Source organism: Micromonospora sp. DT231 (assembly GCF_049847025.1).
GTDB lineage: Bacteria > Actinomycetota > Actinomycetes > Mycobacteriales > Micromonosporaceae > Micromonospora.
This window is the reverse complement of sequence record NZ_JBNCNO010000003.1, coordinates 1-23,905: the sequence shown is the minus strand read 5'-3', so window position 1 is coordinate 23,905 and position 23,905 is coordinate 1. Positions and strand designations below refer to the sequence as shown.

The window sequence follows — 23,905 nt, the reverse complement described above, 5'->3', positions numbered from 1 at the left end:
ACATCGCCGGGGCGGCACGGTCACCTCGTCCGTCGAGCCAGGTGTCCAGCCCTGTCCAGTCGCGTCCAACATCCCACTCAGCGCCCCCTTGCGATTGCGAGGATTGCCGTCCGGTCCGGGCCGTCCGACTCCTGACCCGGCCGACAGGTCCCCTCGTGATGGGAGCGGTGCATGTCAGAACGAGTTGTCCGCCATCCGCGTACGAAAAGACCGAGCCGCAGAATCCTGCGCGCAACGGCACTCGCCGTCGTGGCGTCGGTGGCCTTCGTCCCGACTGCCGCGGCGGCCGGGCCGGCCGACCGGACGGCCCAGCCCGGGGGCGCGGCGGATCAGGCCCGCACCGATGGCCGGGCGGCCCCGGCCACCGTCGGCGGCGTCGCCACGGACCGGGCGGGCGGGGCGGCGGACATGGCCGAGGCGATCGCCGCGCAGCGGGGCATCAGCCGCGCTGCCGCCGAGAAGCTGCTCAGTGCCGAGAACGCCAATGTGCGACTCGCCAACCAACTGACCACCGAACTGGGTGCCAGCTCGGGCGGCGCGTACCTGTCCGACGGCAACCTCGTCGTCACGGTCACCGACGCCGCGGCCGCCGCGAAGGTGACCGCCGCTGGCGCGAAGGCGCGCCTCGTCGCTCGTGGCGACCGGCAACTCCAGTCCATCCAGCGGACGCTGGAGGCCGCCCCGAGTGAACCGAACACGACCTGGGGGGTGGACCCGGCGACCAACCAGGTGGTGGTGAGCCTGCCGGCGTCGGGGGCGAAGAACGCCGCGCAGAGCTCGGCGGCGCGCAAGTTCGGCGCGGCGGTGCGGTTCGAGACCAGCACCGGCCAGATCCAGCCGAACGTCGGGATCTCCAGCGCGGACGCGTTGGGCGGGTGCTCGGTCGGCTTCACCGCCACCGACTACACCTTCAACTACATCATCACGGCCGGCCACTGCACCCAGGGCTACCCACACTGGACACTGCCCAACGGGCAGGACGTCGGGCCGTCGCTGGAGAGCAACTATCCGGAGAACGACTACGGCCTCATCTGGATGAACGGTCCGTCGGTCTGGGCGACCGGTGTCATCAACCTGTGGAACAACACAACCCGCAGCATCCACGGTTGGGCGACGGCCGTGACCGGGCTGTCGGTCTGCAACTCGGGCAAGACCACCGGATTCAGGTGCGGCTCCGTGCTCAGGACCAACGTGACGGTCAACGGCGCGGGCGGCACCGTACGCCAGATGGTCGAGACCAACATCTGCACCCTCGGCGGTGACAGCGGTGGACCGCTCTTCGCCAGCAACACCGCGTACGGGCTGAACTCGCACGCCAACCGGGTCGGCAGCCAGTGCAACTCCACGCCGCGCACCTGGCACCAGCCGGTGGGCGAGGCGATCACCGGATACCAGGTCGTCATCTACGGCGCGCCGTGACAAGCGGCGACGAGCGAAGGAGACAGGGATGAGAAGCGCATTCAGCAGAGCCGCACGCCTCACCGCCGCGGCCGTCACGGCGACGGCGGTGGCCCTGACCGTGGCCGTCGGCCCTGCCCAGGCCGACCTCTGGACGCACACCGACGGGTTCGAGGGGAATCCGGCGGCGGTGTGGGAGTTCCACCGCTCCGGGGCCGGGAGCGGAGCCTACGAGCTGGGCACCGGAACAGCGCATTCCGGGTGGAACAACGCCATTCTCACGACCTCGGCCGGCGGCTGGTCCGGGGTGGGCAAGCTGCTCACCGTGGGGCCGCGTACCGCCGGGCACTCCACGACCTGCGGCGGCGGGTTCTACGTCCGGGCGGTCAGCGGGTCGGCGGTGCTCAACGTCGAGGTGATCGACCCGGCGAGCTGGACCTACCTCTCGCTGCGCACCGTCCGGATCACCGACACCGCCTGGCGGCTGCATGACGTGGCCAGCTACGCGAACGGTCCCAACCAGGTGTTCGTCCGGATCTCCCTGCTCGGTGGCAGCGGTGCCGTGCGGGTGGACGACTTCGCCTTCCAGTGCAGCTACCGCCGCGCCTGAGCGGGTAGACCACGGCGGGGCCGGCGCTCGTGGCGCCGGCCCCGCACGGTGCGCGGCAACCGTCGACGGTGTCGCGGCGGATCAGTCCGGTTCGGCGGTGTACGCCGCCACTATCAGATCTGCGGCGGCGGCCGGCGGCAGCGAACCGTCGCGGACGCGGCGCTCGAGCGCCTGGGCGGTGTGGCGTACCGCGGAATCCGCCTGGAAACGGTCGAGCAGGGCGTCCCGGGCGGCCGCCCACATCCAGTCCACCTGCTGTTCCTCCCGGCGCCTGCCCAGGTCGCCGTGTGCGCGCAGGTGCGCGTGGTGAGCGCGCAGCCGGGACCAGACCTCCTCGACGCCGTGGCCTTCCAGGCCGCTGCAGGTGACGACCGGCACCGGCGTGTGCAGCAGGCGCAGCGCGCCGGCCAGCTCGCGGGCGGCGGCGCGGGCGTCGCCGGCGTGCGGGCCGTCGGCCTTGTTGACGGCGATGACGTCGGCGAGTTCCAGGATGCCTTTCTTGATGCCCTGCAGTTGGTCGCCGGTGCGGGCGAGGGCGAGCAGCAGGAAGGTGTCGACCATGCCGGCGACGGCGGTCTCGGACTGGCCGACGCCGACGGTCTCGACGACGACCACGTCGTAGCCGGCGGCCTCGACCACCACGATCGCCTCGCGGGTGGCCCGGGCGACGCCGCCGAGCGTCCCACGCGCCGGCGACGGGCGCACGAACGCGTTGGCGTCCGCGGTGAGGCGGGCCATCCGGGTCCGGTCGCCGAGGACGCTGCCACGGGAGCGCTGCGAGGTGGGGTCGACGGCGAGCACGGCGACGCGGTGCCCGGCGGCGGTGAGAACGCCGCCGAGGCTGTCGATGAATGTGGACTTCCCGGCGCCGGGGACGCCGCTGACGCCGATGCGGTGCGACCGGCCGGCGTGCGGGGCCAGGGTGGTGAGCAGCTGCCGGGCCTGCCGCTGGTGGTCGGGGCGCGCGGACTCGACGAGGGTGATGGCGCGGGCGACCCAGGCCGGGGTGCGGGCGAGCACCCCGGCGGTCATGGCGTCAAGGTCGGCCGGCATGGCCGCCGCGCTGCCCGAGGGTGGAGAGCAGGTCGACGGCGGCGTCGGCGAGGACCGTGCCCGGCGGGTAGATCGCGGCCGCGCCGGCCGCGCGCAGCGCGGCGTGGTCCTGAGCGGGGATCACCCCGCCGACGGTGATCATGATGTCGGGGCGACCCTGGGCCGCCAGTTCGTCGCGCAGGGCCGGGATCAGCGTCAGGTGGCCCGCGGCGAGCGAGTTGACGCCCACCACGTGCACGTCGGCCTCGACCGCCTGGCGGGCGACCTCGGCGGGTGTGGCGAACAGCGGGCCGACGTCGACGTCGAAGCCGAGGTCGGCGAAGGCGGTCGCGACCACCTTCTGCCCACGGTCGTGGCCGTCCTGGCCCATCTTCGCGACCAGGATCCGCGGCTGGCGGCCCTCCGCCTCGGCGAACGCGGCGGCGGCCGCGCGGGCCCGTTCGAGGGCGGGCGACGGGCCCGCCTCCCGGCCGTAGACGCCGGACACGGTCTGGATCCGGGCGGTGTGCCGGCCGTAGACCTGCTCCAGGGCGGCGGAGATCTCCCCGACGGTCGCCTGCGCGCGGGCGGCGTCGACCGCGAGCGCGAGCAGGTTGCCGTCCGAGGCCGCCGCCGCGGTCAACGCGCCCAGCGCCGCGGTGCAGGCGTCCTGGTCCCGTTCCGCGCGCAGCCGGCGCAGCGCGGCCACCTGACCGGCCCGTACCGCCGCGTTGTCGACCTTGCGTACGTCGATCGGACCCTCCGCCGCCGACCGGTACCTGTTGACCCCGATCACCGCCTGCCGGCCGGAGTCGATGCGGGCCTGGGTGCGGGCGGCCGCCTCCTCGATACGCCGCTTCGGGATGCCCTCGCCGATCGCGCGGGCCATGCCGCCGGCCGCCTCGACCTCGCTGATGTGCTCCCAGGCGCGGTCGGCCAACTGCCGGGTGAGCTGCTCCACATAGGCGCTGCCACCCCACGGGTCGATGGCGCGGGTCGTGCCGGACTCGTGTTGCAGCAGCAGCTGGGTGTTGCGGGCGATGCGGGCCGAGAAGTCCGTGGGCAGGGCGAGTGCCTCGTCGAGGGCGTTTGTGTGCAGGGACTGGGTGTGCCCCTGGGTGGCGGCCATCGCCTCGACGCAGGTACGCATGACGTTTGTGAACGCGTCCTGTGCGGTCAGCGACCAGCCGGAGGTCTGCGAGTGCGCGCGCAGGCTCGACGAGCGCGGGTCCCTGGGGCCGAAGGGCTGGACCAGGCGGGTCCAGAGCAGCCGACCGGCGCGGAGCTTGGCGACCTCCATGAAGAAGTTCATGCCGATGGCCCAGAAGAACGACAGCCGGGGTGCGAACGCGTCGACGTCCAGCCCGGCGGCCTGCCCGGCGCGCAGGTACTCGACGCCGTCGGCGAGGGTGTAGGCGAGTTCGAGGTCCGCGCTCGCGCCGGCCTCGTGCAGGTGGTAGCCGGAGACGGAGATCGAGTTGAAGCGGGGCATCCGCCGCGAGGTGTAGGCGAGGATGTCGGAGGTGATCCGCATCGACGGTTCGGGCGGGTAGATGTAGGTGTTGCGGACCATGAACTCCTTGAGGATGTCGTTCTGGATGGTCCCCGACAGCCGCTCGGGTGCGACGCCCTGCTCCTCGGCGGCGACGATGTAGAGGGCGAGGATCGGCAGGACGGCGCCGTTCATCGTCATCGACACGCTCATCCGGTCGAGCGGGATGCCGTCGAAGAGCTGCCGCATGTCGTGGATCGAGTCGATCGCCACGCCGGCCATGCCGACGTCGCCGGCCACCCGGGGGTGGTCGGAGTCGTAGCCCCGGTGGGTGGGCAGGTCGAACGCGACGGACAGGCCCTTCTGCCCGGCGGCGAGGTTACGCCGGTAGAACGCGTTGGACTCCTGCGCCGTGGAGAAGCCCGCGTACTGCCGGATGGTCCACGGCTGGTTGACGTACATCGTCGGGTACGGGCCACGCAGGTAGGGCGCGAGCCCGGGCCACGAGTCGAGCTGTTCGGCACCTGTGTAGAGCGGCGCGACCTCGATGCCTTCCGGCGTATCCCACGCCGGCTCCGTGGGCGGTGGCTGCGTGTCCGGCGGGTAGTCCGCCCGGCGGTCCGAGGCCAGTGACGCCGTGGTGAAGTCCGCAATCATGGCCGCACTCCCAGATCGTCGAGCGAACGGGTGAGAACCTCGACGGCGTCGCACCCCTGCCGCAGATCGCCGCCCGCGACCCACACCCGTTTCGCGCCCGCCTCGCGCAGCGCGGCCACGGCAGCCGGTACCGCTTCGTCGGGCCCGCAGACGCAGGCCACGGCCATGCGGGAAGCGGCGAACTCCTCGACCGGGCCGGTGACCACGGCTATTCCACCCGCCGCGAACAGGTTCGCCGCGAACGTGGCGCGCGCCCCGGACACGGCCGGCGCGCCCAGCGTCGCCAGGAACACCACCGGCCGGGACGGATGGGCGTCGGCGCGGTCACGCAGCCGCTCGAACGCCTCGGCGTAGAAGTACCGGGGCAGGCCCCCGCCGGGCGGCGCCGGCGCGGGCAGCCGTTCGGGCGGCACGTCGTCCAGGTCGGGGAACTCGCTGACGCCGGTGATCGGGTCGCGGCGGTGGGCGATGTTCTCCGCACGCCGCGCCCGGGTGGCGGCGAGCCGGTCGGGGATCAGGCCGCAGTCCAGCGCCGCCGCCAGGCCGCCGGCGCGTTCGATGGTCGTGAACCAGTCCCAGCCCGCCTCGGCGAGCTCCTGCGTGTAGTGCTCGACGTAGTGGGAACCGCCGCCCGGGTCGGTGACGCGGCCGATGTGGGCCTCCTCGAGGAGCACCAGCTGCGTGCAGCGGGCCAGACGCCGCGCCGCCGGATCCGGTTGGCCCAGGCGATCGTCGAACGGCAGGACCGTCACCGCGCCCGCGCCACCGACCGCCGCGGCGAACGCGGCGACAGTGGTGCGCAACAGGTTCACCCACGGATCCCGGACGGTCATCATCGCCGCCGACGTGACCGCGTGCTGCACCTGGCCGCCCGCGTCGGGGGCCGCGCAGAGCTCGGCGATCCGCGACCAGATGCGGCGGGCCGCGCGGAACTTGGCTATCGTCGCGAACTGGTCGGCGTCGGCGGCGTACCTGAATTCGAGCTGGTGCAGTGCGTCTTCGACGGTCAGGCCCGCGTCGGTGAGCGCGCGCAGGTAGGCGACGCCGGTGGCGGCCGCGCAGCCGAGCTCCTGCGCGTCCGAGCCGCCTGCCTCGTGGTAGACGGTCGCATCGACGGTGATCGCGCGCAGCGTCGGCGCCTCGGCCACGCACCGGACCGCAAGCGCGGCAGCGGCGCGCACGTCGGCTTCCGCGCCGGTACGGGCACGCCAGCCCAGCGGATCGGCGCCCAGCCCGCCGACGCGGTCCCCCGGCAGGTGCCGCAGAAACGCGGCACCGGCCGCGGCGAAGTCAGCGCCGGCGTCCAGCGTCACACCGGCCCGTCCCAGGTCCACACCGTCGAGCAACTCCGGCAGGGCGTCGGCATCGGCATCGAGCCACACCGACGTCACGCCGTTGTCCAGATCGTCGCGAATCGACTCGCGAACGTCCTTCGGCTCCTCGCCGCCATGGCGCTGCCGCACGTCCCACCCGCCCGCGGCGCGGGTGCCCCGCACGAACGGCCACCGGCCGGGCAGCCCGGTCGGCGGTGTCGCGGGGTCGTGCGGCGTACGCAGCGCGTCGATGCGCAGCCCGTCGTAGGTCCGCGTCGCCAGCAGGTCCGCCACCTGGTCGAGCGGCGTGGTCTCGGTGGCGTCACCCGATCGGCGCAGCGCGGCCAGAGCCTGCCGGCGCCACTGGTCAACGGCCGCTGTCATGGCACCAGCCCCTCGTGTCGATCGTCTCGACGCACAACATGCCCGGGTGGCGCGGCGGCTGCCTACCCCAGTTCCCGGCGGTGGCACCCGGAATAGGGGGTCACGCGGGGGTTCTGGTCTGACAGCATCGGGGCAATGCCGGGCTCCCTCTTCGCGGTCAGCGACCTGCACGTGTCGTACGCGGACAATCGCGAGATCCTCGGCCGGATCGCGCCGCACGCCGACGACGACTGGCTCGTGGTCGCCGGTGACGTCGGTGAGATCTTCGCCGACATCGAACGCACGCTGCGCCTGCTCAAGAGCCGCTTCCGCGAGGTCATCTGGTCGCCGGGCAACCACGAGCTGTGGACACACGCCCGCGATCCGGTCCGGCTGCGCGGCGTGCGGCGCTACGAGGCGCTTGTCGACATGTGCCGCGAGCACGGCGTCCGTACGCCGGAGGACGAGTACCCCGTGTTCGACTCCGCCGACGGCCCGGTCACGGTGGCGCCGCTGTTCCTGCTCTACGACTACTCGTTCCGGGCGCCGGGAGCGACGACAAAGGCGGAGTCGCTGCGGATCGCGTACGAGTCGGGTGTGGTCTGCACCGACGAGCAGCTCCTGCATCCGGACCCGTATCCGGACCGGGACTCGTGGTGCCGGGCCCGCGTCGCGGCCACCCGCCGCCGGCTCGAGGCGCTGCCGCCGGACGCCGTCACCGTGCTCGTCAACCACTGGCCGCTGCTGCGCGCGCCGACCGATCCGCTGTGGTACCCGGAGTTCGCCCAGTGGTGCGGCACCGAGCTGACCGCGGACTGGCACACCCGGTTCCGGGCGGTGGCGGCGGTGTACGGGCATCTGCACATCCCGCGTACCACCCACTACGACGGCGTCCGCTTCGAGGAGGTGTCGCTCGGCTACCCGCGGGAGTGGCGCAGGCGCGGCGCGGCGCCCGACCCGCTGCGGCTGATCCTCAAGGGACAGCCGTGATCGAGCTGCTGCTGCCGGAGCCGGTGGCGTGCGCCGAAGCCTTCGCCGACGTGGCCGACGAGCCCTGCTTCCCCGGCGAGGAGAGGCTTGTCGACCGGGCCGTGCCGGCGCGTCGGCAGGAGTTCGTCACGGCCCGCCGCTGCGCCCGGGAGGCGCTCGCCCGGCTCGGCTTCCCGCCCGCGCCGATTCTGCCCGGGCCGCGCCGCGAACCCCGCTGGCCGGCCGGCGTGGCCGGGAGCATCACGCACTGCCGCGGCTACCGCGCCGCCGCGGTGGCGCGCGTCGCGCATGCCGCCGGTGTCGGCATCGACGCCGAGCCGCACGGCCCGCTGCCGGAGGGCGTGGCCGCGTCGATAAGCGCCGCGGGCGAGCCGGAGATGCTGCGCGGGTTGCGGCGCGCCGACGCGTCGACGCACTGGGACCGGCTGCTGTTCAGCGCCAAGGAGTCGATCTACAAGGCGTGGTTCCCGCTGACCCGGCGCGAGTTGGAGTTCGAGGACGCGCGGCTGACGATCGACCCGGCCACCCGGACGTTCGTGGGTCACGTCACGGCCGACGGCGGCGATCCGGGGCTGAAGACGTTGCACGGCCGCTATCTGGTCACCGGCGGTCTCGTGGTGACCGCGGTCCTGGTGCCGGGTCGATAGGGGTACTGCGCCGCTGCCGCTGTCAATAGCGTGACGCGAGAATCGCGCCCTGCCCCGAGGAGAGACCATGGCTGCGCTGCGCAACTGGAACGTCCTGACCTCAGGCGAGGGATCGGCGCCGGAGGTGGTCCTCGCCACCGACTTCTTCGCCACCGGACGCCCCGAGGCCGGGTTCACCGATCTCGCGCCGCTGCTGACCGGCGGGTACGCGATCTGGGAGACCGTGCCGCCGCCGGTCGGCACGGAGACCGACATGACCGGCACCGACTACGCGGACTGGTGGCTCTCGGAGATCGAGGAGCGCCGCCCGGTGGTGCGCGCCTGCTTCGGCTACTGCGCGGGCAGCAACTACGCGACCACCATGGCCGACCGGATCTCCCGGTGGCAGCAGCGGCCGCAGGTCATCCTGTTCGACCCCGAGGCGGTCACCCCGCTGGGCATGTACGGCCAGTTCCACAAGGTGATCGGCAACATGTCGACGGTGCTCTCGGCCGACGAGATCGGCAACGCGCAGCGCCTCGGTTGGGTGGCCCAGGAGCGGCAGAGCGACCTGCGGCTGCTCGGCCAGGAACTCAAGGGCGTGTTCCGCCGCGAGGCCGGGCCGGCGTTCGACCGGCTGGGCATCGACGACACCCGCAAGGACGAGTTCGCCGCCACGTTCGGCTCGTTCCTGGCGTTCCTGGCCGCCGCGGTCCAGATCGAGCCCGCTCCCGTCTGGACCGGCGCCACGGCGATCAGCTCGGCCTCGCCCAACAACGGCCTCAACCTCGTACCGGAGGCGGAGCGGGCCGGCCTGGTCGCCGACGAGGTCCGGTTCGACCTCGTGCACGCCGACCTGCTGCGCGACCCGGGCGTCGCCAAGGTCGTCGACGGACTCCTCCGATAACCACTCCTGCCACCGTGAGCGGAGCATCCATGCAACCTGCAGCCGGTAACGCACACCGTGAGGCGACGCTGAAGGAGAAGTCGCTGCGTGTCTTGGAGACCCTGGTGCCCGGGACACCGGCGAACAACATCTCGTACGCCTTCTCGGTACCGGGCCTGCTCGACAAGGACGCCGCGCAGGGCGCGCTGGACCGGCTGGTGCTGCGCCACGAGATCCTGCGGACGGTCTTCGACGAGGAGGGCGGGCTGCGCAAGCGGGTGCTCGACAGCGCGTCGGTGACGATCGAGACGGGCGGTTACGACCCCGACGACGTCAACGCGGCCCTGGACGCGTACGCCGCCCGCCCGTTCGCCGCGGACGGCACACCGCTGCTGCGTGCCGGGATCTTCCGCGGGCCGCAGGGGGACATCTTCTGCCTGGTCGTGCACCACCTGGTCTTCGACACGGTGTCGACGTCGATCTTCGTCGACGAGTTCACGCGAGCGTACGAGGCGCTGCGGGCCGGCGACGAGGTGCCCGGGGAGCTGCTGGCCACGGTGCCGCCGACGCCCGAGGTGCCCGTCCGCGAGCAGAGCCTGGACTACTGGCGCGGGCAGGTCCGCGACACCGACTCCGAATCCCTGGACCTGTGGTGCGGCAGGCCCGACCTGGCCCAGCCGACGCTGACCGGCGGCCACCTGAGCCGCCTGCTGTCGGACCGGGCGCGGGCGAGCGTCAAGGAGCTGGAGAAGCGGCTGCGCGCCCCCGAGGCGGTGATCATGCTGGCCGCGTACGGGCTGCTGCTGGCCCGGCACGGCGCTGGTCTCGCGGCGCCGCTTGCCGACGAGCCGGGCCGCCCCGCGGACCTGGTGATCGGCACGCCGGTCAACGTCCGGCCGCCGGACGCGCCGCGCGCCATCGGCTACCACATCAACACCGTCCCGCTGCGCTTCGAGGTCGACCCGGAGCGCGCGTTCGGCGACCTGGTGGCCCGCGCACGGGCGACGTTCTTCGAGGCGCTCGCGCATGCCGACGTTCCGGTGGACCGGCTGCTGCCCGAGGTGGCCCGGGCCGGCGGCGCGTGGCGGACCACGCTGTTCCGGCACATGTTCAACTACGTGCCGGCCGACGGGCTGCAGCCGTTCGAGCTGGACGGCATGCGCGCCACCCCGATCGGGGTGGAGAACGGCGCGAGCAAGTTCGACCTGGAGTTCTTCATCCTCTCCACCGCCGACGCGGTACGGGTGCGGGCGGTCTACTACACCGAGGTGCTCGGCCACGACGAGGTGGAGCTGATGCTGGAGCGCTACGACTCGCTGCTGGTGGCGCTCGCCGAGGACGACGGCAGTCCGATGGGCGAGATCGACGTCTTCGCCCCCCGAGACCGGGCAGCGATCGACGCGGCCAACGACACGGCCGGGCCGGTGCAGCCCGCGACCGTCCTCGAGGCGGTCGCCGCGCTCGTCGCCGCCGGCCCGGACGTGGTGGCGTGCGTGGACGGGGAGCGCGCCGTCACCCGCGGCCAACTCTGGCACACGGCCGAGCGGACCCGGGAGGCGCTGGTGGCGCACGGCGTGGGCGCGGGCGACGTGGTGGCGCTGGCCGCGCCGCGCGGCCCGGAGCTCGCCGCGGCGGCGCTCGGCGTGTGGCTGGCCGGCGCCGCCTACCTGCCGCTCGACCCGGACCATCCGGCCGCGCGCGTCGAGTACCAGCTCGAGGACGCGAACGCGCGCGCGGTGCTGGCGGCGCCCGGCGTCGGCCTGCCCGGCGTGACGACCCTGCCCATGGCGACGTGCGGGCCGGAGCAGGGTGTCCCCCAGCAGGCGGTGCTGCCGGGCGCCGGCACCTGCGCCTACCTGATCTACACGTCCGGGTCGACCGGGCGGCCCAAGGGCACCCGCATCAGCCACAGCAGTCTCGGCAACCTGATCCGGCACTTCGCCACGCAGCTGGAAGCCGGGCCGGACGACGCGACGCTCTGGCTCACCACGTTCGCGTTCGACATCTCGGCGCTGGAGCTGTTCCTGCCGTTGGTGACCGGCGGGCGGCTGGTCACCGCGCCGGACGAGCTGCGCACCGACGGCGCGGCCCTGGCCGCGCTGGTCCAGCGGCACGACGTGACCGTGCTGCAGGCGACGCCGACGAGCTGGCGGTTGATCGCCGGTGACCTGACGCCCACGCTCGCCGGGCGGCGGGTGCTGTGTGGCGGTGAGCCGCTGCCGGCCGCGCTCGCCGCGAGCCTGGCCGCCACCGGCTGCCGGCTGTGGAACGTGTACGGGCCGACCGAGACGACGATCTGGTCCACGGCCGGGGAGATCGGGCACCCGGCGCCCGACGTCATCGACATCGGGCGGCCGATCGCCAACACCGAGGTCTTCGTCGCCGACCCGTACGGTCGCGCGCTGCCGATCGGCCTGCGCGGCGAGCTCTGCATCGCGGGCGACGGCGTGGCGATCGGCTACCACGAGCGTGCCGAGCTGAACGCGCGGCGCTTCGGCGACCACCCGGAGTACGGGCGCTTCTACCGCACCGGGGACGCGGCGAGGTGGCGTACCGACGGGACGCTGGAAGCGCTGGGACGCGGTGACCGGCAGATCAAGCTGCGGGGCAACCGCATCGAGCTGAGCGAGATCGAGGCCGTGCTGACCGGGCACCCGGAGGTGAAGGCCGCGTCGGTGGTGGTCGTCGGCGATCCGGTCGCGGACGGCATCCTGGTCGCGTTCCTGGAGTCCGCGGCCGGACCGGAGCTGGCCGAGCAGGCGTGGCGGCTGGCGGCCGACCGGCTGCCGCGGTCGTCGGTGCCGCAGGACGTGGTGGTGGTCGACGCGCTGCCGACAAACGTCAACGGGAAGGTCGACACGATCGCGCTGACCCGGGTGGCGGAGCAGCGCCGTCTCCGTGACACCGACGGCGCGCCTCCGTCCGCTGTCGACGAACCGGCCGACGAGACGATCCGCCTGCTGCTGACGCTCTGGCGCGAGCTGCTGGAGCGCAACGACGTCACGGCGGACACCCACTTCTTCGTCAGCGGCGGCCACTCTCTGCTCGCCGCCCAGCTCGTCCAACGGATCGAGGGCGTGACAGGGGTTCGGCTGAAGCTCGCAGACGTCTTCACGCATCCGTCGCCGGCCGAGCTGGCGCCGCTGATCCGCGGGGAGCAGTGAGATGCGGCCCGACGCGGACGCCTGGCTGCGCCGGTTCGCGCCGGCGCCCACGGCCGAGGTACGGCTGCTCGTGCTGCCCCACGCGGGCGGCTCGGCCAGCTTCTACCTGCCGGTGTCGCGCGCGTTGGCACCGCGGGTCGAGGTGGTGACGGCGCAGTATCCCGGGCGCCAGGACCGGCACCACGAGCGTCCGTTGCCGACCATCGCCGCGATCGCCGACGAGCTGGCGGAGGTGGTGTCCGGACTGGACGACCTGCCGCTGCTGGTCTTCGGGCACAGCATGGGCGCCGTGGTCGGCTACGAGCTGGCCCAGCGCCGCGCGCCCCTGCGCCTGTTCGCCTCGGGGCGTCGGGCGCCGTCGCGGCATCGCTCCGAGACGGTGCACCTGCGCGACGATCGCGGCATCATCGCGGAGCTACGGTCACTCAGCGGCTCCAGGGCCGACGCCCTGGCCAACCCCGAGGTGATGCAGATGGCGATGCCTGCGGTCCGGGCCGACTACCGGGCGATCGAGACGTACCGACACGGGCACGACGTGCCGCTGGACTGTCCGGTGACGGTCTTCACCGGTGACGCCGACCCGCAGGTGACGCTCGAGGAGGCGCGGGCCTGGCGCGACCACACCACGGCCGGGTTCGACATGCACATCCTGCCCGGCGGGCATTTCTTCATCGTCGAGCAGGCACCGCAGGTCATCCAGGTTATGGCCGCGGCCGCTTCGGCCGTGGCCCGCGCCTGATAACACGCTCATTCTTTACGCAACGCGCGGCAGGTCTGCCGCGCGTTTTCAATTGCGGCCGGAATCCTAGGTTGATACCCACGGGTAAGGCACCCCTGCCCACCCCTACATCGGTGACTCGCAGGAAACTCACACCTTTTGCTTCCGCAGTGGCGCGGCCTTCGACCTGGTCGAGTAACCCTCGCCCATCGGTGCGGTCGCGGTCGGCGCTCGGGTGGCCCGCACGTGGTGTGACAGACGTCGCCGACCGCCCCTGGCGGCCTGCCGCAACCACCTCGTCGCCGGTCCGGGACCTGCGACACCTGCTCGGTGAACGACCGGCGCGGGCATCCGTCCTGGTCGCAGCGCCAGCGGCGTCCACGCCACCGCAGCCGGGTCGCGCGTCCGGCCACCGGGCAGGTCCCCGCTGCCGGGTCGTCGCCCCGCCCGACGTCGACGAGTCGGGATTCAGCTACGACGAATGCCCTTGCGAACGCCGTGAGAACGTAGGCAAGATTACTTGGGAGAACCGTTAACTGGATTCATGCAGGCCTTTGTCAGGTAATCTTCACGGGGAAGAAACATCCATGACACGTGTCCGAGACCGCATTGTCGAAAGCGACGACGAACGCGCACAGCTCGATTGGCTCGGCGCCGGTTTCCGCGCGGGACGCGGCTGCGCGGCGGTGATCAGCGGCCCTCCGGGCAGCGGCAAGACGGAGCTGATCGACGACTTCCTCGCCGGTCCGGTGGCACGTGACGCCCTCGTGCTGCGGACCACCGCCGCCGCCGGCGACGCGCCGCTCGCGGTGATCGCTCGCCTGCTACACGGCGCCGGCCGGGTGTCACCGCGGGCGGCCGGGATGGCCCAACTGCTCGGCGAGGGCACCCTCGGCGCGACACTTACCGACCTCGACCACCACGACGCCCAGGACGGCGCCGCCCAACTGCTGCACAGCCTGCGCCGCATCCCGCTCGACCTGGCCGAGCGCCAGCCGGTGATCATCTGCGTGGACGCGGCGCAGCACCTCGACCCGGCCTCCCGGCACTGCCTGCTCGGCCTGGCACGGCGCGTCGCCGGGACCCGGCTGATGCTCGTGCTGGAGGAGGACTTCACGCTCGACACCGCCACCACGGCCGAGCTGCTGGCCCTGCCCCACTGCCGGCACGTCCGGCTCGCGGCGCTGTCACTCCCCCGCGTCGCCGACCTGATCGGTGCGCGCCTCGACGACCGGCAGGCCTGGAACCGCGCCGCCCGCTACCACGCCGCGACCGGCGGCAGCCGGCTGCTGCTGCACGCCCTGCTCACCGACGAGCAGCAGCCCGCCGCCGCGCAACGACAGGCGTTCACCCGGGCCGTGCAGACAGTCTTCGGGCGACTCCCCGAGAGCGCCCGCACGGTGGGGTTGGCCCTGGCCGTGCTCGACCCGTTCAGCGAACCGGAACTGCTACCCACGATCCTCGGCCTGGACGCGCCGGAGGCCAAGGCCGCGCTCGCCGCCCTCGCCGACGCCGGGCTGGTCGACGCCGGGCGTTTCCGCGACCCCGTGGCCCGCGAGACGGTCCTGGCCGGCACCACCGCGGCGGCGCGGGGGCCCCTGCACCTGCGGGCCGCCGAGGCGCTGCACGAGGCCGGGGCGGCGCCCCGCACGGTCGCCCGGCACCTGGTCGCCGCGGGCGACGTCACCCACCCGTGGGCGGCCGGTGTGCTCATCGAGGCCGCCGGTCAGGCCCTGCACGACGGCGCGCCGCAGGAGGCACTGGCGCAGTTGCGATGCGCCGGGCGGGCACCGGCCGACGAGACCCAGCACGCCACCGCTGTGGCGCTGCTCGCGCACGCCGAGTGGTGGACGCGGCCGGACGCGGGCGTACGCCACCTGGACGATCTGGTCACCGCCCTGGCCGACGGCCGGCTGCGCGACCGCCCGGCGATCCTCGCCGTCAAACACCTCTTCTGGTACGGGCGCACCGCCGACGCCACCGCCGCGCTGGACCGGCTGACCTCGGACGGGCAGCCCGACTCGGCCGTACTGCTCGCGCTCGACGAAGCCGGCGCCTGGCTCGGGTTCATGGCGCCCGGCCTGGGCCAGCAACTGGCCGAACGGGCGTCGGCCCGCCGCGGCACCGGCCCGCGGACCCGGGGCGCGCAGACGCTCACCGTCGCGCTGCGCCAGCCCGGCGACGAAGCCCTCGCCCTGGTCGAACGCCTGCTGCAACGCGCGCTGCTGGACCCGCGCATGGTCGAGCCGATCCTGCCCACCCTCGGTGCCCTGCTCTACCTCGACGAACCGGACCGCGCGCTGACCTGGTGCGACGTTCTCGGCACCCGGACCGGGCTGGCCGAGGCGCCGATGTGGCAGGCGATCCTCGACAGCATTCGGGCCCAGGCCGCGCTGCGGCTCGGTGACCTGCCCGCCGCCGAGCGGCGCGCCCAGTCGGCGCTCGCCCGCATCCCGGCGAGCGGCTGGGGCGTCGCGATCGGCACCCCGCGCGCCGCGCTGGTCCTCGCGATGATCGAGATGGGCCGGGTGGAGCAGGCCGCCGACATCCTGGAGCAGCCGCACCCCGAGACCATGATGGAGACGTCGTTCGGCCTCGGCTTCCTGTACACCCGCGGCCGTCTGCGGCTCGCGCAGGGACGGCCGCAGGAGGCCCTCGACGACTTCCGCGCGATCGGCGACCGCCTCGACCGCTGGGGCATGAAGACCCAGTCGCTGTGGCAGGTCGGGGCCGCCCGCGCGCTGCTGCAGCTCGGCGAGACGCGGTCGGCGCGGGCGATGCTCGAGGCGCAGATCTCCGCCGGGCGCGCCGTCTCCGCCCGGGTGCGAGGCGCCGCCCTGCGCGCGCTCGCCCAGACCTCCAGCCGGCGCAAACAGGTGCCCATCCTGTCCGAGGCCGTGCAGGTGCTGCACACCTCCGGCGACAAGCTGGAGCTGACCCACGCGCTCGCCGACCTCAGCGAGACCTACTACGCGATGGGCGAGTCCAACCGGGCCCGGATGACCGCCCGGCGCGCACACCATCTCGCCCGGGTCTGCCGGGCCGAGCCGTTGATCGCCAAGCTGCAGCCGAGCCGGGCGGAACCGGTCGACGCCACGCCCGAGGCTGCGGCGACCGTCCTCAGCGAGGCGGAGCACCGGGTCGCGGTCCTGGCCGCGCACGGCTACTCCAACCGGGAGATCGCGCACAAGCTGTTCATCACCAACAGCACCGTCGAGCAGCATCTCACCCGCATCTACCGCAAGCTCGATGTCGGCGGCCGCAGCAACCTGCCGGTGTGGCTCCAGTTGGACCCCTCCGAGCAGCCCTGACCTCGCAACCCACGCGGGCCGTTCCGCCGCTCGGCGGAACGGCCCGGCGCTCTCAGGCGGCGCTCGCGGCGCGCAACTCGTCCAGGTGGCCCAGGCTGTCGATGACGGTGTCGGCCGGAATACCAAAGTCGATCAGGCAGGCGATCTCGTCCACCCCGATCTCCCGCACACGCCGCACCATGGCCGCGGCGTGCTCCACCGAGCCGAACAGGCCGCCCGCCGTGAAGTAGCGCTCGAAGGCCAGATCCAGCAGTTCCTCCAACAGCGCCGGGTCGAGATCCTGCCCGGTCGCCGCGGAAGCGCCGGAGAACAGCTCCGCCGAACTGGCCAGATAGGCCTTCAGCGGCTCCCGTACGACGGATCGAACCTCGGCGGTGTCCGCGCCCACGAAGGTGTGCAACATCAGAGCCACCTTCCCCGTACGCCCCCCGAGGGCGGCCCGGTACTCGGCGATGTTGGCCGCGAGCGTCGTCAGGTCCTGCTGGAGCATATGGGTGAGCACGCCGGCACCCATCGCGCCGGCCGCCTTGAAGGTGCCGGTGCTGCCCGCGCTGGTCAGCCACACGGGCAGCTCGGGCTGCACGGCGGGCGGGTACGCGCGGGCCCGGATCGGCTCGCCCCGGCCGTCGCGGCGCTCCACCTCCTCGCCGCGCCACAGCCGCTGCACCGTATCCACCGTGGACACCAGTAGTTCCCGGCGCTGGTCGTAGTTACCCGGCTGGAGCAGGAAGTCCGACGGGTGCCAGCCGGAGGCGAACGAGACCTCGGCGCGGCCGCCGGAGAGGTTGTCGACCACCATCCACTCCTCGGCGACCCGGATCGGGTCGTGCAGCGGCGCCACCACGCTGCCGGCGCGGATCCGGATCCGCTCCGTGATCGTCGCGAGCGCGGCCGCGGTGACCGCCGGGTTGGGGTAGAGGCCGCCGAACGGGTGGAAGTGCCGCTCGGGCGTCCAGACCGCGCTGAAGCCGTGCGTGTCGGCGAACCGGGCACCCTCCAGCAGCAGCCGGTAGCGGCGCGGATCGGCGCCGGGAGCGGCGGAACCCACGCTGTCGTCGGCGAAGTAGAAGAGGCTGAACTCCATCGGTGCTCCTTACCGGGGGTGTCAGGGCTGGGCGGGTGCGGCGAGCAGGTCGCGCAGCAACGCGACCACCGCCGAGACGGACGGGTGTTCGTAGGCCAGGGCCGCCGGCAGCTCGACACCGGCCGCGGCCTGCAGGCGGTTGCGCAACTCGACCGCGGAGAGCGAGGCGAAGCCCAGGTCGATGAAGTCGTCGTCCGGGCCGATCGCGGCGGTGGCGTCGTGGCCCAGCACGGCCGCGACCTGCCCGGTGACGAAGTTCCGCAGCTCCGCTTCGCGGTCCGCCGCGCTCAGGCCGGCGAGCCGGTCGGTGAGCGACTCGCCGCCCTCCGCGAGCGGCTCGGGGATGTCCACGACCGGAGCGCCGGCCGGCTCGCTGCGCCGCCACTCGGCGAGCAACGGCAGCAGTGCCGCGATCGCCGGTTCGTCGGCGCCGAGCACCGCGGCGAGGCCTGCCGGGTCGCCGCCCTCGACGGCCGCCCAGAACCGGCTCTCCGCCGCGGAGCGAACGCCCGCGTTCGGGCTCTCCAACCAGTAGCGCTGCCGCTGGAACGGGTAGACGGGCAGGTCGACGTGGGCTGGGCGGGTGTCGTCGAAGAGGCGTTCCCAGAGGACCGGCGTACCGGTGACGAACAGGTCGCCGAGCGCGGTGAGGAGCGTGGCGGGCTCGTCGCGGCCCGCGCGCTGCGCGGCCGAGACGACGGCCGGGGTGTCGGTGAGGCAGTCGCGCACCATCGCGGCGAGTGTGCCGTCCGGGCCCAGCTCCAACCACCGGGTCACGCCGGCGGCCTCGGCGGTGCGTACGCCCTCGAGGAAGCGGACCCCCTCCCGCACGTGCCGCACCCAGTAACCCGGATCGGTGTGGTCGGCCCAGCCACCTGTCACGTTGGAGATGACCGGCACGGTCGGCTCGTGGAACGTCAGCGTCTCCACAAGCGCCGCGAACTCGCTCAGCATCGGCTCCATCAGCGCGGAGTGGAAAGCGTGGCTGACCCGCAGCCGCTTGGTCCGCCGTCCCTGCCGCCGCCAGTGGTCGGCAACCCGGGCGACGTCCTGCGCCGCACCGGAGATCACGCACGCGGCCGGTCCGTTCACCGCGGCCAGCGACGCCTCACCCAGGGTGCCCACCAGTTCCTCGGCCGAGGCCTGCACCGCGACCATCGACCCACCGTCGGGGAGCGCCTGCATCAGCCGTCCGCGGGTCGCCACCAGCCGGCAGGCGTCGGACAGGTCCAGGACGCCGGCGACGTGCGCGGCGACGATCTCGCCGAGCGAGTGGCCGCCGACCACGTCCGGGCGCACGCCCAGCGACTCCACCAGCCGGAACAGCGCCACCTCGAACGCGAACAGCGCCGGCTGGGCGTATCCGGTGGTGTCCAACGGACCGCCGCCGTCGACCACCTGGGCCAGCGGCAGCTCCAGCAGCCCCTCGAACCCGGCGCACACCTCGTCGAACGCGGCAGCGAAGACCGGGTAGGCGCGGCGCAGGCCGGTGCCCATCGCGACGCGCTGCGCGCCCTGGCCGGTGAAGAGCATCGCCAGTTTGCCGCCGGGTGTCACCCGGCCGGTGCGAGGCGCGGCGAGGCCGGCCAGCAGGTCTTCGCGGGTCGCGCCGACCACCACGGCGCGGTGGTCGAAGCGGGCGCGGTCGCGCAACAGGGCCAGGCCCACCGCGGCGGGGTCGGCGGAGGTGTGGCCGGCGAGCTGGTCTGCCTGGGCGGCGAGCTGGTCTGCTTGGGCGGCGAGCGCCTTCGGCGTCCGGGCCGAGAGGACCCACGGGATCACGGGCGGCTGGGGCGCTTCCGCGGCCTTCGAGCCGGCCGGGACCTGCTGCTCCGGGTCTGCCGGGGCCAGCTGCTCCGGCTCGGTGGCCGGGGCTTGCTCGATGATCACGTGGGCGTTCGTTCCGGAGATGCCGAACGAGGAGATCGCGGCCCTGCGGGGACGGCCCGGCTGCGCCCACTGCCGTGCGCCGGTCAGCAGCGCCACGTTGCCGGTGGACCAGTCGATGTGCGGTGACGGCTCGTCGGCGTGCAGCGTCGGCGGCAACTCGCCGTGCCGCATCGCCTGCACCATCTTGATCACCCCTGCCACGCCGGCGGCGGCCTGCGTGTGCCCGATGTTCGACTTCACCGAGCCGAGCCACAGCGGCTCCGCCCGGTCCTGCCCGTACGTGGCCAGCAGCGCCTGTGCCTCGATCGGGTCGCCGAGCGTGGTACCGGTGCCGTGCGCCTCCACGGCGTCCACGTCGGTGGGCGCGAGCCGAGCGTTGGCAAGCGCCTGCCGGATCACCCGCTCCTGCGCAGGCCCGTTCGGCGCGGTCAGCCCGTTGGACGCACCGTCCTGATTGACCGCGCTGCCCCGGATCACGGCGAGCACCCGGTGACCGCGGCGCTCGGCGTCGGAGCGCCGCTCCAGCAACAGCATGCCGATGCCCTCGCTCCAGCCGGTACCGTCCGCGGTCGCGGCGAAGGACTTGCACCGGCCGTCCATGGCCAGCCCGCCCTGCTTGCTGAAGTCGACGAACAGGTTGGGTGTGGACATCATCGTGACGCCGCCCGCCAGCGCCAGGTCGCACTCGCCCTGGCGCAGCGACTGCGCGGCCAGGTGCAGCGCCACCAGCGACGACGAGCAGGCCGTGTCGACGGTCATCGTCGGCCCCTCGAGCCCGAACGTGTACGCCACCCGCCCGGACGCGACGCTCATCGCGTTGCCGTTGTTCAGATATCCCTCGAAGCCTTCGGGGATGGTGTGCAGGCGGGCGCCGTAGTCGGCGTACATCATGCCGGCGAAGACACCCGTGCGGCTGCCGCGCACCGTGGCCGGGTCGATCCCCGCCCGTTCGAACGTCTCCCAGGTCAGCTCCAGCAGCAGCCGCTGCTGCGGATCCATCGCCAGCGCCTCACGCGGGCTGATCCCGAAGAACGCCGGGTCGAAATGGTCGCCGTCGTAGAGGAAGCCGCCCTCCGCCGCCGGGGCCAGCTCGGCCAGGTCCCAGCCTCGGTCCGCCGGGAACGGCCCGATGGCGTCACCGCCTTCGCGGACCAGTTGCCACAGCTCCTCCGGCGACCGCACCCCGCCGGGATAGCGGCACGCCATCGCCACCACCACGACCGGATCGTCGGACGCGGGCGCGGCCACCGGCACGGGCGCCGCGGCCCCCACCTCACCGAGCAGATCGGTGCGCAGCTTGCCGGCGAGCGCGGCCGACGTCGGATAGTCGAAGATGAGCGTCGCCGGCAGCCGCAGCCCGGTCGCCTCGGTAAGCCGGTTACGCAGCTCCAAGGCAGTCAGTGAGTCGAAGCCGAGCTCGTTGAAGGCCTGCGCCGGGTCCACCGCCTCCGCGCTGACGTGCCCCAGCACCGCCGCGACCGCGGTCCGGACCACCTCGACCAGGACGGCGGCCTGCTCCTGCGGGTCCCGCCCGGTGAGCCGGGACAGCAGATCCGATGTGGCCCGCCCGGCCTCGGCCGCCCGGCGCGCCCGCCCCGGGAAGAGAGCCCGCAACAGCAGCGGCACCGCCGAAGGCTCCGCAGCGCGCCAAACTGCCGGTTCGAACCCCGCGGCGACCACGGCCGCTCGGCCTGAGCCGACCGCGGCGTCGAACATCGCGAGACCCTCGTCGGCCGGCAGCGCACGCAGCCCCGCGGCACCCATCCGGCGCAGCTGACCATCCGCGAGCGCTCGCGTCATACCGCTTCGCGCCTGCCACAGTCCCCAGGCGATCGACGTCGCCGGCAGGCCCTCCGCGTGCCGCAGGGACGCCAGAGCGTCCAGGACGGCGTTCGCCGCCGCATAGTTGCCCTGACCCGCACCGCCGAGAACCCCGGCGACCGACGAGAACATGACGAACGCCGTCACCGGTGCGGTGCGGGTCAACTCGTGCAGGTGTACGGCGGCATCGGCCTTGGCCCGCAACACGGCCGCGAGGCGATCCGGATCGAGCTGCTCGACCGTGGCGTCGTCGAGGACGCCGGCCGCGTGCACGATGCCGGTCAACGGGCGGTCCGCCGGGATCTCGGCGAGGAGGGCGGTTAGCTGATCAGGGTCGGCGATATCGCAGGCGACCACCCGGATCGTGGCGTCGAGGTCCTCCAAGCCCGCTGTTTGTCCATCGCGGCCCGGTTCACCCGGCGTTGGTACCGCTCCGCTGCGGCTGGCGAGGATCAGGTTGCGCACGCCGTGCCGCTGCACGAGGTGGCGGGCCACAAGGGTGCCCAGCGTCCCGGTCCCGCCGGTGATCAGCACCGTCCCGGAGCCGTCCCAGACGTCGGCGACCGGCTCACGCCCGCCCGCAAGGACCGCAAGGCGCGGGACCAGCACCGCGCTGCCGCGCACCGCAGCCTGCGGCTCGCCGGAAGCGATCGCACCCGCCAGGCCAGCCGCCCCCGGCTCGTCGACATCGACGATCGCGAACCGACCGGGATGCTCCGACTGCGCCGACCGGACCATCCCCCACACCGCGGCCGCGGCGGGATCACGCACAGTCTCGCCATCGGCGGCCGCCACGGCGCCCTCGGTCACCAGAACCAGGCGGGCATCGGCAGGTGCGTCCCGCAGGAAACTCTGAAGAAGCCCGAGCGCCTCCGCAGCACGGTCAGTCGCCGTGCCGGAGCCACTCAACGCCGCCACAGTCGTGTCGACCTCGACGTTGCCACCCTCCTCGAGGAGACGCCACTGAACACTGTGAAGCACCGCCGCCCTGACACCGACTTGATCCTGCTCGACCGGCCGCAGCCGCAGGGAACCAACCGCTACCACCGGCAGCCCGGCGGTGTCCGTGGCCAGCAGGGAGACCTCACGTTCTCCGGTGCGGGTGAGGTGGACCCGGAGGTGTGTGGCGTTTGAGGCGTGTAGGCGGACGTCGGTGAAGGCGAAGGGCAGCAGGGTTTCGGTGGTCTGGTGGGTCAGGGACATGGCGTGCAGGGCGGCGTCCAGGAGTGCGGGGTGGATGCCGTAGCCGGTGGTGTCGGTGCCCTCGGGCAGGACGACGTCGGCGTAGACGTGATCGCCGTCGGTCCAGGCGGTCTGGAGTCCGTGGAAGGTGGGTCCGTAGTCGTAACCGGCTGCGGTGAGAGCCGGATACAGGTCACTGATGTCGGCGGGTTCGGCTCCCGGTGGCGGCCAGGTGGCGAGGTCGGGGTCTGTTTCTGGTCGACTGTCGGTGGTGAGGACGCCGGTGGTGAGGGTGCCGGTGGCGTGTAGGCCGGTGGGAGAGGTGATGGTCAGGTCGTGGTGGCCGTCGGTGCCGGTCGGGGTGATCTGCACCTGAATGTCGGAGGGGATGGTCAGGGGGGCGTGCAGGGTGAGTTCCCCGACGGTGGTGGCGCCGACCTGGTCACCGGCGTGGATGGCCAGATCAACGAACCCGGTACCCGGCAGGATCGGGGTCCCGGCGATGACGTGCTCGCCCAACCACGCTGTCGTGGCGGCCGTGAGACGCCCGGTCAGGACGAGGTGTTCGCCGACGGTGACGGCGGCGGACAACAACGGATGAGTAACCGGCCGCAACCCGAACGCCGACGCGTCCCCAACAGCCGGACTAGGAGCCAACCAGAACCGTTCCCGCTGAAACGGATACGTCGGCGCCACCGGAATCGACTCCACATCCGGCGCCGGAACGATCGCATCCCACGCGATCGGGGTCCCAGTCACGAACAACCGGGCAACCGCAGTGAGAAGAGTGACCACCTCATCGCGATCCCGCTGATCGGTGACCGCCGTGGAGGTGGTGACCTCGGTGCCGTCGCGCTGGTCGCTGGCCGCCGTGCGGGGGGCGGCCTCGGTGGTGTCCTGCGGGTCGGCGAACGCCGTGGGGGCGGTGTTGTCGGTGGCGCCGTGCTGGTCGGTGGTTGCCGTGGGGGTGGTGTTTTCGGTGGCGTCGTGCTGGCCGGTTGCCGTGGTGGTGGTTGGCGTAGTGGTGGTCCGGGGGCGGCGGCCGGTCGCGGCGATCACCACCGGATCAGCAGTCAAACAACCCGGTAGCAGCGCGGCTAACACCGCGTCCGGGCCAACCTCCAACCACCGATCCACACCCGCACGCTCACCCGCCCGCACCGCATCCAGAAAATGCACCGCCTCCCGCACATGCCGCACCCAATAACCCGGATCCCGATGATCCGCCACACCCCCCACCACCCCCGCCACAATCGGCAACCGCGGCTCATTCCACGTCAACCCCGCGAGAACCTCCGCGAACTCACCCAACATCGGCTCCATCAACACCGAATGAAACGCATGCGACACCACCAACGGCTTCACCCG

General features: G+C 73.0%; 13 protein-coding genes. 8 read left to right on the top strand and 5 right to left on the bottom strand.

The genetic code is table 11. From position 1 onward, the window contains the following. The first annotated feature begins 171 nt into the window (after positions 1 to 171). Together ACPXBU_RS08320 and ACPXBU_RS08315 are read left to right on the top strand one after the other, a co-directional pair. Complete coding sequence (locus ACPXBU_RS08320; protein WP_425757586.1) at positions 172 to 1,419, top strand: S1 family peptidase; 1,248 nt, start codon at positions 172 to 174, stop codon at positions 1,417 to 1,419. 28 nt (positions 1,420 to 1,447) lie between these two features. After that, the gene (locus ACPXBU_RS08315) at positions 1,448 to 2,008 is read left to right on the top strand and encodes a hypothetical protein (protein ID WP_393367141.1); all 561 of its coding nucleotides are present in this window, start codon (positions 1,448 to 1,450) and stop codon (positions 2,006 to 2,008) included. A gap of 81 nt (positions 2,009 to 2,089) precedes the next feature. Here the strand turns inward: ACPXBU_RS08315 and meaB are convergent, their stop codons facing one another. The 3 genes from meaB to ACPXBU_RS08300 are packed head-to-tail and all read right to left on the bottom strand — an operon-like array spanning position 2,090 to position 6,886. Further along, positions 2,090 to 3,061 (bottom strand): methylmalonyl Co-A mutase-associated GTPase MeaB, encoded by a 972-nt coding sequence (gene meaB / locus ACPXBU_RS08310; RefSeq protein ID WP_425757585.1) that lies wholly within the window; start codon positions 3,059 to 3,061, stop codon positions 2,090 to 2,092. Next, positions 3,045 to 5,189, bottom strand: coding sequence for a methylmalonyl-CoA mutase (gene scpA, locus ACPXBU_RS08305; protein WP_425757584.1), 2,145 nt, complete (start codon positions 5,187 to 5,189; stop codon positions 3,045 to 3,047). The genes meaB and scpA overlap by 17 nt, the downstream gene beginning before the upstream one ends. Further along, on the bottom strand, positions 5,186 to 6,886 hold the full coding sequence (locus ACPXBU_RS08300; protein ID WP_425757583.1) for a methylmalonyl-CoA mutase family protein: 1,701 nt from the start codon (positions 6,884 to 6,886) through the stop codon (positions 5,186 to 5,188). Before ACPXBU_RS08300 ends, scpA begins: the two co-directional genes overlap by 4 nt. A gap of 135 nt (positions 6,887 to 7,021) precedes the next feature. Here ACPXBU_RS08300 and ACPXBU_RS08295 point away from each other — a divergent pair, with 135 nt between their 5' ends. The 6 genes from ACPXBU_RS08295 to ACPXBU_RS08270 all read left to right on the top strand — a co-directional run bounded on the left by ACPXBU_RS08295 (position 7,022) and on the right by ACPXBU_RS08270 (position 16,560). Further along, on the top strand, positions 7,022 to 7,855 hold the full coding sequence (locus ACPXBU_RS08295; protein WP_425757582.1) for a metallophosphoesterase family protein: 834 nt from the start codon (positions 7,022 to 7,024) through the stop codon (positions 7,853 to 7,855). Continuing rightward, entirely contained in the window at positions 7,852 to 8,502 is a 651-nt protein-coding gene (locus tag ACPXBU_RS08290; RefSeq protein ID WP_425757581.1) for a 4'-phosphopantetheinyl transferase family protein, read from the top strand. Before ACPXBU_RS08295 ends, ACPXBU_RS08290 begins: the two co-directional genes overlap by 4 nt. Positions 8,503 to 8,569: 67 nt before the next feature. Continuing rightward, entirely contained in the window at positions 8,570 to 9,388 is an 819-nt protein-coding gene (locus ACPXBU_RS08285; RefSeq protein WP_425757580.1) for a hypothetical protein, read from the top strand. 29 nt (positions 9,389 to 9,417) lie between these two features. Further along, positions 9,418 to 12,531, top strand: a complete 3,114-nt coding sequence (locus ACPXBU_RS08280; protein ID WP_425757579.1) for a non-ribosomal peptide synthetase — start codon at positions 9,418 to 9,420, stop codon at positions 12,529 to 12,531. 1 nt (position 12,532) lies between these two features. After that, the gene (locus ACPXBU_RS08275) at positions 12,533 to 13,270 is read left to right on the top strand and encodes a thioesterase II family protein (RefSeq protein WP_425757577.1); all 738 of its coding nucleotides are present in this window, start codon (positions 12,533 to 12,535) and stop codon (positions 13,268 to 13,270) included. A gap of 566 nt (positions 13,271 to 13,836) precedes the next feature. After that, positions 13,837 to 16,560, top strand: coding sequence for a LuxR C-terminal-related transcriptional regulator (locus ACPXBU_RS08270; RefSeq protein WP_425757575.1), 2,724 nt, complete (start codon positions 13,837 to 13,839; stop codon positions 16,558 to 16,560). 52 nt (positions 16,561 to 16,612) lie between these two features. Here ACPXBU_RS08270 and ACPXBU_RS08265 read toward each other — a convergent pair whose 3' ends face one another. Next, positions 16,613 to 17,644, bottom strand: coding sequence for a MupA/Atu3671 family FMN-dependent luciferase-like monooxygenase (locus ACPXBU_RS08265; protein WP_425757573.1), 1,032 nt, complete (start codon positions 17,642 to 17,644; stop codon positions 16,613 to 16,615). Positions 17,645 to 17,665: 21 nt separating this feature from the next. Then, a complete protein-coding gene (locus tag ACPXBU_RS08260; protein ID WP_425757571.1) occupies positions 17,666 to 23,596 on the bottom strand; it encodes an SDR family NAD(P)-dependent oxidoreductase in 5,931 nt (1,976 codons plus the stop codon). Between the last annotated feature and the right edge of the window lie 309 nt (positions 23,597 to 23,905).

Excerpts from the sequence above, each read along its gene's own strand:
- ACPXBU_RS08320 (WP_425757586.1), top strand. The coding sequence starts at position 172 with ATGTCAGAACGAGTTGTCCGCCATCCGCGTACGAAAAGACCGAGCCGC.
- ACPXBU_RS08315 (WP_393367141.1), top strand. The coding sequence starts at position 1,448 with ATGAGAAGCGCATTCAGCAGAGCCGCACGCCTCACCGCCGCGGCCGTC.
- meaB (WP_425757585.1), bottom strand. The coding sequence starts at position 3,061 with ATGCCGGCCGACCTTGACGCCATGACCGCCGGGGTGCTCGCCCGCACC.
- scpA (WP_425757584.1), bottom strand. The coding sequence starts at position 5,189 with ATGATTGCGGACTTCACCACGGCGTCACTGGCCTCGGACCGCCGGGCG.
- ACPXBU_RS08300 (WP_425757583.1), bottom strand. The coding sequence starts at position 6,886 with ATGACAGCGGCCGTTGACCAGTGGCGCCGGCAGGCTCTGGCCGCGCTG.
- ACPXBU_RS08295 (WP_425757582.1), top strand. The coding sequence starts at position 7,022 with ATGCCGGGCTCCCTCTTCGCGGTCAGCGACCTGCACGTGTCGTACGCG.
- ACPXBU_RS08285 (WP_425757580.1), top strand. The coding sequence starts at position 8,570 with ATGGCTGCGCTGCGCAACTGGAACGTCCTGACCTCAGGCGAGGGATCG.
- ACPXBU_RS08280 (WP_425757579.1), top strand. The coding sequence starts at position 9,418 with ATGCAACCTGCAGCCGGTAACGCACACCGTGAGGCGACGCTGAAGGAG.
- ACPXBU_RS08275 (WP_425757577.1), top strand. The coding sequence starts at position 12,533 with ATGCGGCCCGACGCGGACGCCTGGCTGCGCCGGTTCGCGCCGGCGCCC.
- ACPXBU_RS08270 (WP_425757575.1), top strand. The coding sequence starts at position 13,837 with ATGACACGTGTCCGAGACCGCATTGTCGAAAGCGACGACGAACGCGCA.
- ACPXBU_RS08265 (WP_425757573.1), bottom strand. The coding sequence starts at position 17,644 with ATGGAGTTCAGCCTCTTCTACTTCGCCGACGACAGCGTGGGTTCCGCC.